Origin of the sequence: Sporolactobacillus nakayamae, from assembly GCF_900113325.1 — a bacterium.
Taxonomy (GTDB): domain Bacteria; phylum Bacillota; class Bacilli; order Bacillales; family Sporolactobacillaceae; genus Sporolactobacillus; species Sporolactobacillus nakayamae.
Genome location: NZ_FOOY01000010.1, coordinates 44,994 through 61,430, shown reverse-complemented (window position 1 = coordinate 61,430; position 16,437 = coordinate 44,994). Strand labels below are relative to the sequence as shown.

Here is a 16,437-nt window from a genome sequence, read left to right as displayed (position 1 = left end):
TTAAACCGAACGGTGCAGAAACCAATGATCTAGTTGCTGCATGAATTTGCGCATCTTCACTTCATTAGAGAAGTCAGGCATTTCCGCGAGGAGCGCTTGTTTGGCATGTGTTTGAGTTCCAGATTTCTTCTGCATCAACAGAATGCTCTTTGCTTGCTCCCCCTTAGTGAACAGAGAAACCGGAAGCTGGATCAATGCAAGAATTGTAGCATTTTCTTGAATAAAATCATGAAAGACATGACCCTGATCATCAGAGAATAGATGGTTAGGCACCAGCGAAAGAAAATAGCCGTCGGTTTTCAACTTGCGCAAACATTGTTCCACAAATAAGAAATGTGTCAGCGGTTTTTCAGCCACATCCTTCAGTGCATATGTCTTCGCAGATTCTTGATCAGGATAAATACCAATAGGAACATCGCAAACAACAAAATCAACCGGATCGATCAGTATTGGTTTCAAACCATCTTGATGAAACAGCTGGATTTCTTTCTGCTGCAGATTGGCGTTCGAAGCTGCAAGCCTGATTAACAAAGGATCCGCATCGATTCCATAAGCTAAAATGTCATCGGTTTCAGACTGATTCATGATGCCGGTTAACAGATTTGCCGATCCAACCGCCGGATCAAGGATCGAGAATGGTTTCTTTCCGGCAAGCATCGCAATCATATGACCGATCAGAATCACTAAGGTGTCCGGTGTCATTTCATGATTGGGTTGCGGGGAAGCTTTCATGCCTTTCAACATTGCAAGCTGCAGCGCCCGTCTCACATCCTCCGCTGTCGCTTTCTGACTATAATAACGATCATAAAGCGGCTTTAACTTGCCCAATAATTCTTCGTCCTTGATCTCGTCTTGAGCCAATCCTTCGACTGCCTCACACAAGGTGGTCAGATAATCCGTTTCCCTTATTTTTTTTATGAATAATGTTGTTTGATCAAAAACTGAAAAGAGTTCACTAACTGTTGTTGTCTGCAAAACGATTTCCCCCAAGCGTATGAAGCGCTTACATTGTATATTATACAGCTAAGCTGAAAAAATTTCCTTTCTCATTAAAGGATTTATTACACATATTTGTCCAAAAGATAATATGTTGACTTATTAACTGATTAAAAATATGTATACATAACAGAAACAGGATACCCAAACTCATCAACTCGGATACCCGGATTATGACTGCCTGCCCATTTTTCATTCGTTTTCCACCAGCGTTCATACTTTCCATAGCTTCTATAGTTAACTATAGACTAAATCTCCGAACAGAGCAATTGTCACACAAACGCGTGACAAACTGATAAAATCTGTCTTTATAACTACGTGATTACGGAATGATTTGTTTCATTTTTACCTTGAAAATAAATTATTTTTTATGTTTTCGACTTGTCAAAGAAATTTGATTCGATATGCCTGTCCCCATTACGATGAAATCATGTGTTCATTCAAGCTCATTCATCCAGTTTTAAAACCATAGGGCTTATTAAATCTCCTCTTTATCCCTAAAAAAAATCAGAATGACGCATAGCGCTCATTCTGATTTACCAAATTGTATCTGTTAAAATTCTTCATCCTGCCATTCGTTGCGGCGTTTCTTCCGCTTTTGAGCACCGCCGCCCACACCGTTTTTCTCAATAATTTCTTTTATTTTATCAATGGTTTGCGGTGCGAGATCAATCAGACGCTCATATAAATGAGTGTTGTTATCTAAATGAATGGTCTTAACGCCTTCATCTCCGATAATCAAAAAGGCGATTGGCGTAATGGACACCCCTCCGCCGGTTCCTCCGCCGAATGGCAGGTAGGCCTCGGTTTCTTCGCTTGGTTCTTCATCTGGATTTTCATTTTTTGTGTTAAATTCACTACCGCCGGCAACAAAACCGAATCCAACCTTTGACAAAGTGATAATTGTGTGCCCGTCTTCTGTTTCGATGGGATCTCCGACAATCGTGCGCACATCCACCATAGATTGGAGGCTTTCAAGCGCGGTCTTCATCAATCCCTGTATTGGATGATCTGCCATATGCTTAACCTTCTTTCAATTGGCGTCTGATTTTCTTGATCATAGCTATAGCGTCTCCGATCCTCACTTGAAACATGCATGATATGTCTGAGTTCAAGCATTTTCTCTGAAACATCGGCACTACATTGATTCTCGGACGGTCTGAACTAAGCGGGGCAATCCAGGGCATCGTTGACGCTTTGATCGACCAGATAGCGCCACAAAGAAGTGCTGTTTCTGAAGCGTCGCCCGTACCGCATGTCGTAATCCAAACCAGATGGCTGATTTTAATCTTCTTACCACTCGGAACGGTTCGCAGTATGCAGATTATCTGCTTTAATCTGCCATACAACGCTTCATCGTCTACCTCATCCTCAATCTGATGTTTATCCAACTTCTTCATAGTCGACTTGTTCTTTGTTTTTCCTTTGCCATGCCTCAATTGGTATGTCCAGACTTTCCTTCGCCACAAATAGACGTCTGCATACCATTCAAAACGGTGCGGTCCGATCAAAAATTTGACGCATAAAGTGAGCGTGCTTCTCAAAATAAAAAAAATAATAAACGCCATGAGACCCACACTTACTCCCGACAAAATAATGAACAGGCGCACCGTAAACGCTCCTTTTTCGTTCCTTTTTATACAGACCGCCAATGGATGCAACTCAGTAACCGACTACCGAGTTGCATCAATGTCTCGGGCGACCTCATCGGAAAAAGTGACCATATGTTCTCTACCCATTTTTGGGCAGGTGCAATGTTCCGATGTAGTTCATAACTAGTATCCGGTAAATCCGCCAAAAACATGCAAAAAGCCCGAGAGGATGTATCCTCCCGGGCTTTTTGCGTTCGCTCACTCTATGTCTTTCGCCTTTTCTCGCTGAAATTCACTTTTATCACGGTGCCGCTGTTCGAGCACGCGAAGTACGCGGTCAAATCCAACCTTTTGTTCGCGAAGCATGACGAGTGTGTGATAAATAACGTCAGAAACTTCCCATTCAAGTTCTGCAACCGAATGATTCTTCGCAGCAATGATGACTTCCGATGTTTCTTCACCAATCTTCTTGAGGATCTTGTCGATGCCCTCATTGAATAAGTATGTGGTGTACGTGCCTTCCGGACGCTCTGCTTCGCGTTTCGCGATGACATGCTCCAGTTCAGCAAGAATTTCATAGCGATCCGCTCCTGCGGCCACTGCTTCCTGCTTATCGCTCTTCTCCGAAACGAAACAGCTGTATTCACCTGTGTGGCAAGCAGGACCTGCAGGGTCAACCTTTACAAGCAATGTATCGGAATCGCAGTCAACTGCCCAATCAACAATTTTTTGCGTGTTGCCCGAGGTAGCGCCTTTGTGCCACAATTCTTGACGTGAACGGCTGAAGAACCAGGTCTCTCCGCTTTCCAACGACTTTTCAATTGATTCCTTGTTCATGTAAGCCATCATCAAGATTTCTTTGCTCTGCGCATCTTGAACGATCGCAGGTATAAGTCCGTTTTGATCAAATTTTAACGTTTCAACGTTCATCGTATTGCCACTCCCTTTTGTTTTAGGAAAGATTTAACAGCTGATACAGAGGTTTCTCTATAATGAAAAATTGAGGCAGCAAGCGCAGCATCCGCTCTGCCTTCTTCAAAGGCGTCAAGAAAGTCAGATGCTTTTCCGGCACCTCCTGAAGCGATGACCGGAACATCAACCGCCTCACTGATCTTACGCGTTACATTCAGTTCAAATCCGTTCTTCTCACCATCTTGATCCATACTTGTGAGCAAAATTTCTCCGGCGCCTAATTCGACTGCCTTCTTTGCCCATTCAATTGCGTCAAGCTGTGTTTCTTGCTGCCCGCCATGAGTGTAGACCTTATATGTACTTGATTTCGGATCCCATTTTGCATCGATGGCGCACACAATGCATTGATTACCGAAAAAATCGGCGCCTTCCTTAATCAAACCGGGATTCGCCACTGCGGAACTGTTGAGCGAGACCTTGTCGGCTCCGGCACGAAGCAGCGTTTTAATATTTTCGAGTGAACGGATGCCGCCACCGACTGTAAAAGGAATGTTCAGTTTAGCCGCAACTTGCTTCACGACTTCAACCATTGTATTTCTTCCTTCATTTGAAGCTGAAATATCAAGAAATACAAGTTCATCCGCTCCCTCTCCATTATAAAACATCGCAAGTTCGACGGGATCGCCCGCGTCACGCAGCTGAACGAACTGTTTTCCTTTGACAACGCGTCCATCTTTTACATCCAAACATGGAATAATCCGTTTTGCAAGCATCAGTGTTTCACCGCCTTTATTACTTCGCTGAGCTCGATTTGCTTTGTATAAAGCGCCTTGCCGATAATCGCCCCGCTTACTCGGTGATTGTGAATCATCTGTTTAATTTCGTCAAGTGTTGTCACACCGCCGGATACGACAACAGGCTTGCCAATTTCTTCGGCCAACTGTTCAACTGCGGCTACGTTAGCTCCTTGCAGTGCTCCGTCCCTCGAAATATCGGTATAAATAAAATGCTCGGCACCTTCCTGAATCAGCTGCTTAGCAAGCGCAGCCGCACTAAGATCGGAAACCTCGAGCCAGCCACGTACCGCGACCTTGCCGTTCTTCACATCAAGACCAATGGCAACCGATTCCGGATAACGATGCAGCACCTGTTTGCAGAATTCCGGATCGCTGATTGCTGAGCTTCCAAGAATTACGCGCTTGACACCTTGATTTAAGTAGGTCTCCACGGTTTCAATCGAGCGAATACCCCCGCCGACTTCAATATTAATCGGAACCTCCGCTGCCATGCGAGCGATTAGTTCCTGATTGACCGGTCGCCCCGCCTTTGCGCCATCAAGATCAACAACATGGAGCCACTCGGCGCCTTGCTCATAAAAAGATCGGGCGACGTCAATCGGCGCATCACCATAAATGGTTGACTGATCATAGTCGCCTTGAAAAAGCCGTACACATTTCCCATCAATTAAATCAATCGCAGGATAGACTGTGAACATCAGCACATCTCCTTTCCACAGGAACACGTACCGCCTTGTTGGCGGACAAACTTCAGGTAGTTTGCTAATAGTGCCTGGCCAAATGCCCCACTTTTCTCCGGGTGAAACTGAGTACCGAACACGTTGCCCTTCCCAACAACAGCCGGAACTTGACCAAAGTAATCCGCTGCGGCAATCAATGTCTCGGGGTCTTCAAGATCTGCGTAATAGGAATGCACAAAATAGACATAATTCGGCTTTAATCCGCTAAGCAAGCATGATTCAGGGGCTGTAAATGAGAGCGTGTTCCAGCCCATATGCGGCACCTTATAGCGCTCGCCTTCTTTTGACGCGCCTGAGAACCGGGTTATTCTCCCTGGGATGAGTCCCAATCCTTCAGTCAGAACGCCCTCCTCACTTTCATCGAAAAGCAGCTGCATGCCAAGACAGATCCCCAACAGCGGCTTGGACTGTGCATACGTTCTGAGGTAATCACTCAACTTTTTCTCATTAAGCAGTGCCATGGCATCTTTAAAAGCGCCCACGCCCGGAAGAATTAATCCATCTGTTTTGTCGAGCTCATTTGGCTCATCACTGATGATATAAGATTGTTCCAATCTTTTCAACGCCTGGCTGAGGCTGTACAAATTGCCCATGCCATAGTCTACGATTCCGATCATCCCAGCGTTCCTTTCGTTGAAAGAACCCCTTGAATTCTTGGATTTTGAACAGTAGCCGCGTCAAGGGCGCGCCCGAGTGCTTTGAATACAGATTCAATCATATGATGTGTGTTTTCACCATAACGAACCGTGACATGAAGATTCATCTGAGCTTCAATGCAAAGCTTATCGAGAAACTCCTTCACGAGTTCCGTATCGAATGTGCCGACCTTTTGAGACGGAAATTGACCGTTGAAAACAAAATAAGGACGGCCGCTCAAATCAATTGCGACCTCTGATAGTGCCTCATCCATTGGAACAACGGAATAGCCATAGCGATTAATACCTGATTTATCGCCGATTGCCTGACGAATGGCTTTTCCAAGACAAATGGCTATATCTTCTGTCGTATGATGATCGTCGACATCCGTGTCGCCATGAGCGTCCACATCAAGTGAGAACAGGCCATGCTTCGTAAATAAAGTAAGCATATGCGTGAGAAAAGGTACACCGGTTTCAAGATGTGATTCGCCGCTTCCGTCAATAGCGAATTTTAATTTAATTTGCGTTTCAAACGTGTCGCGTTCGACATAGCCTGTTCGATTATCCATGAATCACAGCACCCTTCATCCGTTTTTCTACAGCACGCGCGTGGCCTTCAAGTCCTTCAAATCGTGCAAAGGCGGCGATTGCCTGTCCGTTTGCCTGAAGCGCCACATCGCTGTATTCAATAATACTCGAGTGTTTGATAAAGCTGTCCACGCCAAGCGGGCTGGCGTAGCGTGCCGATCCGTTGGTTGGAATGATATGATTCGGGCCTGCGAAATAATCGCCAACCGGTTCGGAACTGTATTTCCCAAGAAAAATAGCTCCGGCGTTACGGATCAACGGTAGGATCTCATGAGGATCATTCGTCGCTAACTCAAGATGTTCGGGCGCGATTTGGTTAACCGCGGCTGCTGCTTCCTGAATATCCTTGACGAGTATTATTTTCCCTTGATTGTTTACTGAAGCAGAAGCAATTTCAACCCGCGGGAGCTCTTTAAGTTGTTTTTCAATTTCCTGTTCGACTTCTTTTCCAAAGGCTTGTGAAGTTGTCACAAGAACCGGCATTGATAAACGGTCATGTTCTGCCTGAGACAACAAATCAGCTGCGATCCAACCCGCATTTGCAGTCTCATCGGCTACCACGGCTATTTCACTAGGTCCGGCAAGACTGTCAATGGCGACATCACCAAATACGTGCTTTTTAGCAAGCATGACATAAAGATTACCCGGACCGACAATTTTATCTACCGGCTGGATCGACTCTGTTCCATAGGCAAGCGCGGCAATTGCTTGTGCGCCGCCGACTTGGTAAATTTCATGAATGCCGATCTCACGGGCGGCGGCAAGCACTCCATCGGCGATCAGGCCGTTCTTTTGAGGCGGCGAAACGAGAACGACGCGTTTCACACCTGCAACAAGAGCAGGAATGGCTCCCATTAGAACGGATGATGGATAGCAGGCTGTCCCGCCCGGCACATATACCCCAACAGAATCAAGTGCAGTCACTTTTTGTCCAAGCACAACACCTTGATCAACGGTTTCAGTCCATGACTGAGGCACTTGTTTCTCATGAAAAGCACGGATATTTTGTGCCGCCTGCTTGATCGCTTTCAACACTTGCTCTGGCACACGGGCTGCTGCCTCGCGTATCTCACTCTCAGTTACGCGAATGGCTTCCAACGCAATACCGTCAAATTGCTTTGTATAGGCCTTTAGCGCTTCGTCTCCGCCTGTTTTCACATTGGAAATAATTGACGCAACAGATTTTTGCGCTTCTTCTTTAGCTTCCACTTTTCTTTTCTTCAGAAAGTCCAGATTTCCATCGTTAATCCATTCCAACTTTTGTCCCCTCCGTTGCCCTGATCATCTTTTCTACGATTTGATCGATCAGTGATTTTTTCAGCCGATAGCTGACCGGATTGACTATCAGCCTTGAACTGATCTCAAGAAGTCTGTCAAATTCCACAAGTCCATTATCCTTAAGGGTCTGTCCCGAGGAAACGATGTCGACAATCGCATCGGCGAGTCCGACAATTGGCGCCAGTTCAATCGAACCGTTCAATGCGATCAGATCAACCTGTTCGCCGCGCTTGCGATAAAAGTCGGACGCTATGTTCGGATATTTTGTGGCGATCTTGAGGAATGGATGGCGGTTTTGACGTTCTGGCAATCCGGCGACTGCCATGTGGCATTTGCTGATACCAAGATCAACCATTTCATATACATCTCGCCCACTTTCGAGCAGCACATCTTTTCCGGCAATACCAAGATCTGCCGCCCCATACTCAACATAAGCAGGCACATCGACAGGTTTCGCCAGAATAAAGCGAAAGGGCTCGGATTCCAAATCAAAGATCAGCTTACGTGTTGTTTCAAAAGTATCGGGAAGCTGAAAACCGGCATTTCTTAAAAGCTGACACGCGTCGCCGAAAATCCGTCCTTTAGGCATGGCAATTGTAATAACCGATTTACTCATTCTCCTATCCCCGTCCTATCCAAAAAATAATTGACCGCTTCAAATTGCTGCTCAAAAGTCTCGGAATTGTCAATCCCATCAGCATGCTGAAGAACAACCGCGCGGCCTTTCTCTCTTTCTTCAGCTGCAAACTGCATCGCAATTCCGGCATTTTCACGATTATAGATCACAGCGCATTTCTTGCTCGCGGGCTTGCCTGCCGGAATGTCGATCGCACTCAAAAGTCGATCAAGTCGAATACCGAATCCCGTTGCCGGACATGGACGGTTAAATTTCGCCAGTAAATCATCATAACGCCCGCCGCTTGCAACCGGAAAACCAAGATTACCCCCAAATCCTTGGAAAACAAATCCCGTATAATAGCTGAGATGCGGCACGAGGGTTATATCCAAATCAATTTGATCTTCTAAATGATCCAATTTCAATAAATGAATTAGTTCCATAATATTCCGATAGTATGATTGTACCGGCGATGCAGATCCGGACACCAAGGATTCCAAATAGGTCAATGTCTCTTCGTTATTCATTCTTCTTGAATCGACGAACTTATTAAGTTGTTTTGCGACGTCATTCGGCAGGTCCAAAGAAGTGACGTATTCATGAAACCCGACATCGTTTTTATTGTAAAGCAGATTGCGAAGATGTTTCACAATTTCCTTATCCTTAACAATATCATAGAAAAAAGCATTCACGAAGCCGACATGACCGACAGCTAATCGTACTGATGCAAGTCCACTCTTCTCCAATAGACTCATCATCAAGGAAATCACTTCAACATCTGCATATGGCGTTGCGTCGCCGATTAATTCCGCACCAGTCTGTTCGAACTCGCTCGGGTGACCGCCCTCTTTTCGCTGACTGCGATAAAGGTCGGCCGTGTAAGCCAAACGAAGCGGCAACGGTTCTTCACGCAGGCTCGATGCAGCAATTCGAGCAATCGGTGTTGTCATATCGGGGCGCAGCACCACCGGATGACCCTCTGCATCTAAAAATTTAAAGAGACGATTATCAGAAATTGCCGACGCACGCCCAATCGTTTCCGCATATTCCAAAGCCGGTGTTTTAATAAAATCATAACCCCAACGTTGCAACTCACGCTGAAAAATCATTTCTAATCTCGATATTTCCTGTTCCGCCTGCGGCAATGTGTCGCGCAATCCGAGCGGTTTCTCAAACATATATGGCTGTGACATAAATTTTTCTCCTTCTCGCAGTTCTCTCTATTTTATTATGTATGATAGGACTAAAAAAAGAAACCTCTATTGCTTTATCTCATTAGCACAGTAAAGTATGTACTGTGTATTTTAGCTAAAATATAAAAATAAGTCAATAGAAAGTTATTTTTGCGTACGTTAGAAAAACTGGGCAAAGAGCGCCCGTTCCTTACTTCCACAGGATGTGGTGGCTTTCGCGTTGCTTGCAGGACGTATGCGTAATTAGCGAAAGTTCCTTTGCTCTAAATACCGTTTTGAGTCATCAACCTTGTCTTGAACAGACATTTCATTTTGATCCTTAATTAAGTAACGAGTAAAATAAGCGGAGATTTTCCGCTTATTTGCATCCTGGTGCTTGGTTCACAGGTACATAAGGGTAATTTTTCCGCTTATGCACAGAAAAACCCTTCATTTTCACGTTTTTCGATGCGATAAGCGGAATTTTTCCGTCTATTTAAGCTATTTTTTTGTTCATTTTCAAAATAAACTGAATTTTTCCGTTTATTTCTCAGATTGAGCGCTTACCTGATCGCTCAACCGAATCTTATGACCTTATCGTACCGGCAAGACAAAACGCTATACTTTCGTACGTAAATAGTGGATGCTGAATTAGGCTGGTAAAAATTCAGTCTCTTTCCGTATTTTGTAGCTAATCGTTAGGTATGTATCTTTGATTTTTATGACGAGTAAAAGGGCCAAAGAAAAAAGGCGCAAGACCATATCGATATTCGCCATCGTGATCCCCATATCAATGGTGACCGCAATCGTTTCAGCGGTTTTGGCGCGCACTAAACCAAGACCGCACTTTTGCTTGATAAAAGCAAAACGACGTTCAATTTCCCCTCGACGATTCTCAGCGTCTCGTGCTGCTGCGTTGTCGGCGCGTCGCTGCTTTTCATCAACGTTCTTGGGCTTGCGCCCGAGTTTGGGTCCTATAATCGAAATGCCTCGCTCTTTGGCAAACGCGATGTTTTCACGATTGCGATACAGTTTGTCGGCCAACACTTCGTCGGGGTAATGATCGTGCTGTTCTTTATAGCGCTCAATGGCCTTTTGGAAGTCGGTACTTTCATTAAATGCGTTGAAATCAACACGTTCGATTTCGATGATCCCATCTTGAATCGAGGTATCGATTTTCGGACCAAACTCCGTGTTTTGTTTCGCCTTGCCCCGCTTGATTGGGCGTACGTATGGCTGAGACAGACTGACAATCCGATGATCCACTCGATGGGTCTTATTTCGATACATGAACTCCTGCTGTGTAAACAGATGCTGGATCGTGGTCAGTCGGCTGTGTTGCTTCTCAGTCAATTCACCGCCTTTTGCGCGCAGCTCGTCGACATAACGCAAGTCACGTCGCACGTATTGCAGTTGTGTTTTGACTTGGTGGCGCGTTTCCTTAGCGGTGCGACGGGGCTTCTTGGTGAAGGTGACATAGGCTTTATGGGCTTCTCGTTTGTACGTCCGTGGAATGGGGACGTGGAGCTGATGAGCCAGTTCCGTAATCATTTTTTCAAGGAAGGTGCGGGCTTGGTTGAGTAGCGAGTAGTCTTGTGGAAAGCGGATGTTGACCGGCATGACGGTGGCATCAAGGATCATCGTCTTCTGCTCGTCACCCAGGCTGTCTTGAAGCTGAGTTTTACACCAGACGCCCATGATTTGGCGCAACTGGGTGCTAATGGGGGCGATCCGTTTCCGAAAATGCGTGAGGGCAGAAGGGTCAAAGGGTCGGCTGACCACGTATGTGGGACAACCGATGAAGTACTGATAAGCGGGCGTATCCCGAATGGCCGTGACCAAATCAGCATCAGAAAGGCCCGTGGACTGCTTAATGAGCTGGGCGCCAAAAAGAAGCCGAAAGGGTTTGCCCGCTCGGCCAAGTGGAGACGGAAAAACGACACGATAAACCTCCTCCATCTGGGTCCATGGCAACTGATCCGCGAGCTGAACCCATTTATTTTCCGGGCTTAAGGAGACACCCAGTTCCTGACCGAAAGACTCGATTGAAAGTTGAACCGTTTTTGTCCGATAAACCATTCCAAGCACCCCATCTATTAAAAAATGCATAGAAAATCGCGTCACAGCGCGCGTTCCCATGCATTTATTATACACCGAATATGAGATTATCACCTTAAATATAAAGCCTTTTATAATTATTCAGTATCCACTAAATAGGGCATTTTATATTTTCATTTAAGCGGTGTCCCATGCCCCTCAAACAACGGGTCATGAATGTTTCTTTACTTATCAAAAAGGACGGCCAAGGGCCGTCCTTTTATGATTCTTGTTGGAACTATTCGTAATTAGAACTTGCCGCTGCTCAATGCAGTTGCTACGAGGCGTTTCGTAATTTCACCACCAACGGAACCGTTGGCACGTGAAGTCGTATCAGGGCCAAGTTGTACACCAAATTCAGAAGCGATTTCGGTTTTCATTTGTTCAAGAGCTTTTTCAGCACCTGGAACAAGGATCTGATTGCTATTATTTTCTGCCATGTCTCTCACCTCCTTGTGACATTATATTGTGCAATCTTCAGTTCCTACATGCACAAGGAGGTATGGTAATTATTACATTTGATTCTTGCGACGCACACGAGGCAAGAAAACTGGTTGGTTTATAAAAGACCGCTCAGTTCTTCTTCGTTCGTATCTGCGTCAATTATAATCGTCTCAATTCCTTCAACCGCCTCATTCACCAATTCATCAACGGCAAGGTTGCGCTCAAAACGTTCCGCGTGAATACGATCGGGACGTGTTCTCGGTGCTTTTGGCAAGAAGATTGTGCAGCAATCTTCGTACGGACGAATAGAAATCTCGTACGTGTCAATCTTCTTAGCGATTTGTGCGATATCAATCTTGTCCATTGTGATCAGCGGTCTAATGATCGGGAGATTGGTCACCGCATTGATGGTATTCATACTTTCCAGCGTCTGACTGGCAACTTGACCGAGGCTTTCGCCGGTAGCAAGCGCAAGCGCTCGACGCTGCACAGCCTTTTTCTCGGCTATACGAAACATGAGTCGCCGCATGATGGTGATCCTGTAGTCTTCAGGAACGGCATCACGAATCGCAACCTGAGCATTCGTAAAAGGCACCAGATGCAGGACAAATTCACCGCCGAATTCACGTAATTTCTTCGACAAATCCATTACTTTTTGTTTGGCACGATCGCTCGTGTATGGAGGACTCTGAAAATGAATCGCTTCAATTAAAGCACCGCGTTTCGCAACTAAATAAGCGGCTACAGGGCTGTCGATGCCTCCCGACAAGAGCAGCATTACCTTGCCGCTTGAACCAACAGGAAGTCCGCCCGCGCCCTTGACTTCTTTTCCGTAAATACGTGCCTCGTGATAACCGACCTCAACACGTATGATAAAGTCCGGATGATGAACATCTACGCTCAGCCAATCGCAATGCGTCAATACTTCTCCGCCTAATTCCTGATTGAGCTCACTTCCATGAATCGGATAGCGTTTATCCTTCCTTCGTGCGGCAATCTTGAAGGTCTTAGCATCTTTTTCTTGACCAGCAACCCGCAGGACACCTTCACGGATCTCTTTAATATCTGTACCGACTTTAATCGCCGGAGAAATGTTCTGGATACCAAACACTTTTTTCATTACTTCGAGTACATCCGACGACTTTTCACCATTTAGTTTTATTTCCAAGTCATCGAAATGACGTTTGATCTCAAGTTGAGGAAAACGGCGCAGCTTCTCTCGGACATCATTCTCCAATTTGATAACAAACAGTTTCTTATTCTTGCCCTTTAAGGTGATTTCTCCAAAGCGAACCACCAGATAATCATAAATCACTCAATTCACCTCATTACAATCTTTAACTGACCGACTTTTTCAGCGAGCGTCTGTAGAAATTGATCAATTTCTTTTTCCGTTGTCTCATAAGCCATACTGATCCGTATTGCCTGTTCCGCTTCTTCGTCAGAAATACCCATAGCGGTTAAAATGCCGCTCGCACCGTTTTCTTTTGAAGAACATGCCGACTTTGTCGAGACATAAATATCCTCTCTTTCCAAGGCATGCACAAGAACCTCGGATTTGATGCCAAGAAGCGATACATTGACAATAGAAGGAGCCGAATTGTGTTCCGGTGTGTGCACAACGGCTCCGTCAAGCTGCTTCAGCCCTTCAAACAGCTTGTTCTGGAGTTTGGTTAGATGACGAATTCCCTCACGTTCATGCTCCAATGTGAGGCGAAGTGCCTTCACCATGCCGCAAATACCCGGCAGATTTTCAGTACCTGAGCGAAGCTGATGCTCCTGACCGCCACCGGCAAATAAGGGAGAAAGCAAAGTACCTTTACGCACATATAATAACCCGGTTCCTTTTGGGCCATGGAATTTATGACCAGAGATGGTACATAGATCAATTCCACTGTCTTTCAAATGCAACGGTACTTTAGCAAATCCCTGAACATGGTCAACATGAAAAACCGTCTTTGGTTTTTGTTTCAGAAAAGCACCGATTTCTTTTACAGGCTGAATCGTTCCGACTTCATTATTCACATGCATGATGGAAACAAGGATCGTATCGTCGCGGTATGCTTCTTTGAACTGTTCAAAGGATACACAGCCATTATGGTTAACCGGCAAATAGGTGACTTCAAAGCCAAGCTCTTCCAATTGAGCGAATGCGTTCTCGGCCGACGCATGTTCAATTGCGGAGGTAATTAAATGCTTCCCACGGTTTCGATAGGCGAATGCCGCCCCTTTGATCGCGAGGTTATTTCCCTCTGTCCCACCTGAAGTAAACACGATCTCACTTGGTTCACTATCGAGCAGCGCCGCAGATTGTTCACGTGAACGGGTAAGCAGATGCTCACTCTTCCCACCTAAACTATGGAGTGAAGAAGGATTAGCGAAATAGTGTTCAGAGACTGTACGATAAGTATCCATCGCCTCGGAATACGGTTTCGTTGTTGCGCTGTTATCTAAGTAAATCATGAAAATGTAAAAACTCCTTTCAGAAGTTACTCATATCATTAGAAAACTTGCCTTCGCCAAGCCTAGCGTAGGCGAAGACTTAGTAGCGACGGCCATGGACGGCCTAGTGTCCGGTGAGCCGCAGGACGCGGCGTTTTTTCGGACCACGTACACTCGTTTCCTTGAATCCTTTATTTTTTGTACTTTCTTACCAATATCAGCAAAGGGTACTATTATTCATTAGTGCCCACCTTGTCTGAATCGTAACATGAGTATTTCTTTTTTTCCATATTCAAACCTCGCGCTCTTCAAACAACTCGGTACGTTTCAAGACCTTTGGCTCCTTCTTTTCGACCGCACGAACCGCGGTTTCAACCGCCGCCTGATAATCGTAGTTTCTAAAATGTTGTTCGGCTGTTCTTAATGCCTGATCAATATCCGGGTAGTCCGTACGGTAGCGATTGCCATACTGAATCATTTCCTCGGCAAAATTTGCTGTTTCAACCAGTTTCTCTGCCTGATTGAAGACATCATTGATATCCTCACTCGCTTGAGCAAGCAATGTCTGTACCGTTACCATATTCAGCGGTTTTTCATCCAGTTTCTGATTTACTGAATTGAGCTGTTCGCCTGCTTTTTGCAGAGCCGACGTAAATGAACCCGGAACTCCCGGCAAATTGCTTTTTAGAATCAGTTGTTTCGTCTCGAAAAGTTGCCGCTTCAGATCCTGAATCTTTGTTCGGGCACTCATTTCATCCTTGCGAAGCGCCTTTATCTTCTCGCTGAATTCATCGGTAACCGTCTCCATATCGGTCAATTCTGCTTTCAGTACCTCAAGCTTATCGAAAATCAGACTGAATGCTTCCTTGTGGTCTTCGTTACGCGTTTCATTGAGCGTATTCTCCAACTTTTGAAATGATTTGCTTAGATCGCGCTGCCTCTTAAGATCGTCGTCAGTAATATGGTAACTGTCACGAACGATGTCCGTCTCATCATTGAGATCCTTTATTTTTCCACCGATGCGCTCCATATTAACTTCAATAGTCGGCGCCACTTCCTGAAGCCGGCTGCGGCTCACCACTTCTTTCTCGAGCTGCGTGTAGAGCCAGTCCAATTGTTCGTGCACACTCTTCAGCCCCTGATCCGCTTCATCCAGTTCAAGTGTGTTCACCGCGGTCGCTAGCAACTGGCGATGCTTCTCCACCTCTTGCAGTTGATCGTTAATCTGCAAGTGGTCTAGAGGATAACCTTGATCAGTCATCTCTCGTTCACCTTGACGCAGCTCTTTCATCTGATCCGGAATAGTTTTCAACAGATCACGATACAGATCCGGGACGCGGCTGATTTGGTTTAGAAGCTGATCTGCTGATGTCCGCACATTGATCAGAATTTGCCTAGCATCCAAATAATTGCCGTTCTCCGTTTCGGTCTCATATTTTTTTAATTGCTCTTCTACAGCTTTCATGGATTGCTCGAGCGAAGGAAGCGTATGGCCAAACTGACTTCTTTTGGTAATGATGTCCTTCTTAATTTGGTGAACGGTTTCTTTAATCGGGGTGACGTCTGCTCGATTCTTCGTCTCACTTTCGACAACGACATTCAACTCGCCTAGGATCTCCTCAATATGTGTTTCAATCAGATTCATTTTTTTGGTCACTTCTTTTATTAGAAGCTCCGCTTTATGAAAACGATACTTCTCGGTAAGTTCCTCTGCGTTGAATAACGTTTCTTCTATACCCGGCAAAGACTGGCTCACAATCGTGTCCCAATCCTTGTGCCACTTATCAAATTTTGTCTCTGTATCTCCAGCCATATTAAGCTGCTTAATTTTCGAGAGTTCCATTGCCACCGGACGATTCATCAGATCCGCTCGTCGCGCTTCTGCACGATCAATGTCAGCGAATGTCCTCTTTCTCATCCAACCGCCATAAGCAACAATAAAGACCACTATCAAAATTAAGCCAACCAACACATAGTACAGCATACGGAACTTCCCCCATTCTCGCATGAAACGCACGCACCTTATAATGACTATATTGTAACAAAATAAAGTGATTTTAGGTCAATAAATTAAAGAAACTGTCGATTTAACTTTGATTTTTCCGAGTGGTGCTCCCATTTGAAG

The 16,437-nt window shown here is 45.3% G+C and carries 16 protein-coding genes; all 16 read right to left on the bottom strand.

Features of this window, described 5'->3' with window-relative positions:
* The 16 genes from BM003_RS08135 to ezrA all read right to left on the bottom strand — a co-directional run bounded on the left by BM003_RS08135 (position 1) and on the right by ezrA (position 16,296).
* Positions 1 to 975, bottom strand: coding sequence for a class I SAM-dependent methyltransferase (locus BM003_RS08135; RefSeq protein ID WP_093671951.1), 975 nt, complete (start codon positions 973 to 975; stop codon positions 1 to 3).
* Between the two features lie 574 nt (positions 976 to 1,549).
* Positions 1,550 to 2,014, bottom strand: coding sequence for a GerW family sporulation protein (gene ytfJ, locus BM003_RS08130; RefSeq protein ID WP_093671949.1), 465 nt, complete (start codon positions 2,012 to 2,014; stop codon positions 1,550 to 1,552).
* Positions 2,015 to 2,018: 4 nt separating this feature from the next.
* The gene (locus BM003_RS08125; protein ID WP_093671947.1) at positions 2,019 to 2,606 is read right to left on the bottom strand and encodes a DUF2953 domain-containing protein; all 588 of its coding nucleotides are present in this window, start codon (positions 2,604 to 2,606) and stop codon (positions 2,019 to 2,021) included.
* A 240-nt stretch (positions 2,607 to 2,846) separates the two neighbouring features.
* Entirely contained in the window at positions 2,847 to 3,518 is a 672-nt protein-coding gene (gene hisIE, locus BM003_RS08120) for a bifunctional phosphoribosyl-AMP cyclohydrolase/phosphoribosyl-ATP diphosphatase HisIE (protein ID WP_093671945.1), read from the bottom strand.
* Positions 3,515 to 4,273 carry an imidazole glycerol phosphate synthase subunit HisF gene (gene hisF, locus BM003_RS08115; RefSeq protein ID WP_093671943.1) on the bottom strand — a complete coding sequence of 253 codons (759 nt, stop codon included), beginning with the start codon at positions 4,271 to 4,273 and terminating at the stop codon, positions 3,515 to 3,517. The genes hisIE and hisF overlap by 4 nt, the downstream gene beginning before the upstream one ends.
* On the bottom strand, positions 4,273 to 5,001 hold the full coding sequence (gene hisA, locus BM003_RS08110) for a 1-(5-phosphoribosyl)-5-[(5-phosphoribosylamino)methylideneamino]imidazole-4-carboxamide isomerase (protein ID WP_245734165.1): 729 nt from the start codon (positions 4,999 to 5,001) through the stop codon (positions 4,273 to 4,275). The genes hisF and hisA overlap by 1 nt, the downstream gene beginning before the upstream one ends.
* The gene (hisH, locus tag BM003_RS08105; protein ID WP_093671939.1) at positions 4,995 to 5,654 is read right to left on the bottom strand and encodes an imidazole glycerol phosphate synthase subunit HisH; all 660 of its coding nucleotides are present in this window, start codon (positions 5,652 to 5,654) and stop codon (positions 4,995 to 4,997) included. The genes hisA and hisH overlap by 7 nt, the downstream gene beginning before the upstream one ends.
* On the bottom strand, positions 5,651 to 6,244 hold the full coding sequence (gene hisB, locus BM003_RS08100; protein ID WP_093671937.1) for an imidazoleglycerol-phosphate dehydratase HisB: 594 nt from the start codon (positions 6,242 to 6,244) through the stop codon (positions 5,651 to 5,653). The genes hisH and hisB overlap by 4 nt, the downstream gene beginning before the upstream one ends.
* On the bottom strand, positions 6,237 to 7,520 hold the full coding sequence (hisD, locus tag BM003_RS08095; RefSeq protein WP_093671934.1) for a histidinol dehydrogenase: 1,284 nt from the start codon (positions 7,518 to 7,520) through the stop codon (positions 6,237 to 6,239). Before hisD ends, hisB begins: the two co-directional genes overlap by 8 nt.
* Positions 7,507 to 8,157 (bottom strand): ATP phosphoribosyltransferase, encoded by a 651-nt coding sequence (gene hisG / locus BM003_RS08090; RefSeq protein ID WP_093671932.1) that lies wholly within the window; start codon positions 8,155 to 8,157, stop codon positions 7,507 to 7,509. The genes hisD and hisG overlap by 14 nt, the downstream gene beginning before the upstream one ends.
* On the bottom strand, positions 8,154 to 9,350 hold the full coding sequence (locus BM003_RS08085; RefSeq protein ID WP_093671930.1) for an ATP phosphoribosyltransferase regulatory subunit: 1,197 nt from the start codon (positions 9,348 to 9,350) through the stop codon (positions 8,154 to 8,156). Before BM003_RS08085 ends, hisG begins: the two co-directional genes overlap by 4 nt.
* 630 nt (positions 9,351 to 9,980) lie before the next feature.
* Positions 9,981 to 11,408, bottom strand: a complete 1,428-nt coding sequence (locus BM003_RS08080; protein ID WP_093671928.1) for an IS5 family transposase — start codon at positions 11,406 to 11,408, stop codon at positions 9,981 to 9,983.
* Between the two features lie 266 nt (positions 11,409 to 11,674).
* Positions 11,675 to 11,866, bottom strand: coding sequence for an alpha/beta-type small acid-soluble spore protein (locus BM003_RS08075; RefSeq protein ID WP_093671926.1), 192 nt, complete (start codon positions 11,864 to 11,866; stop codon positions 11,675 to 11,677).
* Between the two features lie 119 nt (positions 11,867 to 11,985).
* A complete protein-coding gene (gene thiI, locus BM003_RS08070) occupies positions 11,986 to 13,185 on the bottom strand; it encodes a tRNA uracil 4-sulfurtransferase ThiI (protein WP_093671924.1) in 1,200 nt (399 codons plus the stop codon).
* A 5-nt stretch (positions 13,186 to 13,190) separates the two neighbouring features.
* Positions 13,191 to 14,333 carry a cysteine desulfurase family protein gene (locus BM003_RS08065; RefSeq protein ID WP_093671922.1) on the bottom strand — a complete coding sequence of 381 codons (1,143 nt, stop codon included), beginning with the start codon at positions 14,331 to 14,333 and terminating at the stop codon, positions 13,191 to 13,193.
* Positions 14,334 to 14,604: 271 nt separating this feature from the next.
* On the bottom strand, positions 14,605 to 16,296 hold the full coding sequence (gene ezrA / locus BM003_RS08060) for a septation ring formation regulator EzrA (RefSeq protein WP_177184707.1): 1,692 nt from the start codon (positions 16,294 to 16,296) through the stop codon (positions 14,605 to 14,607).
* Positions 16,297 to 16,437: the final 141 nt, after the last annotated feature.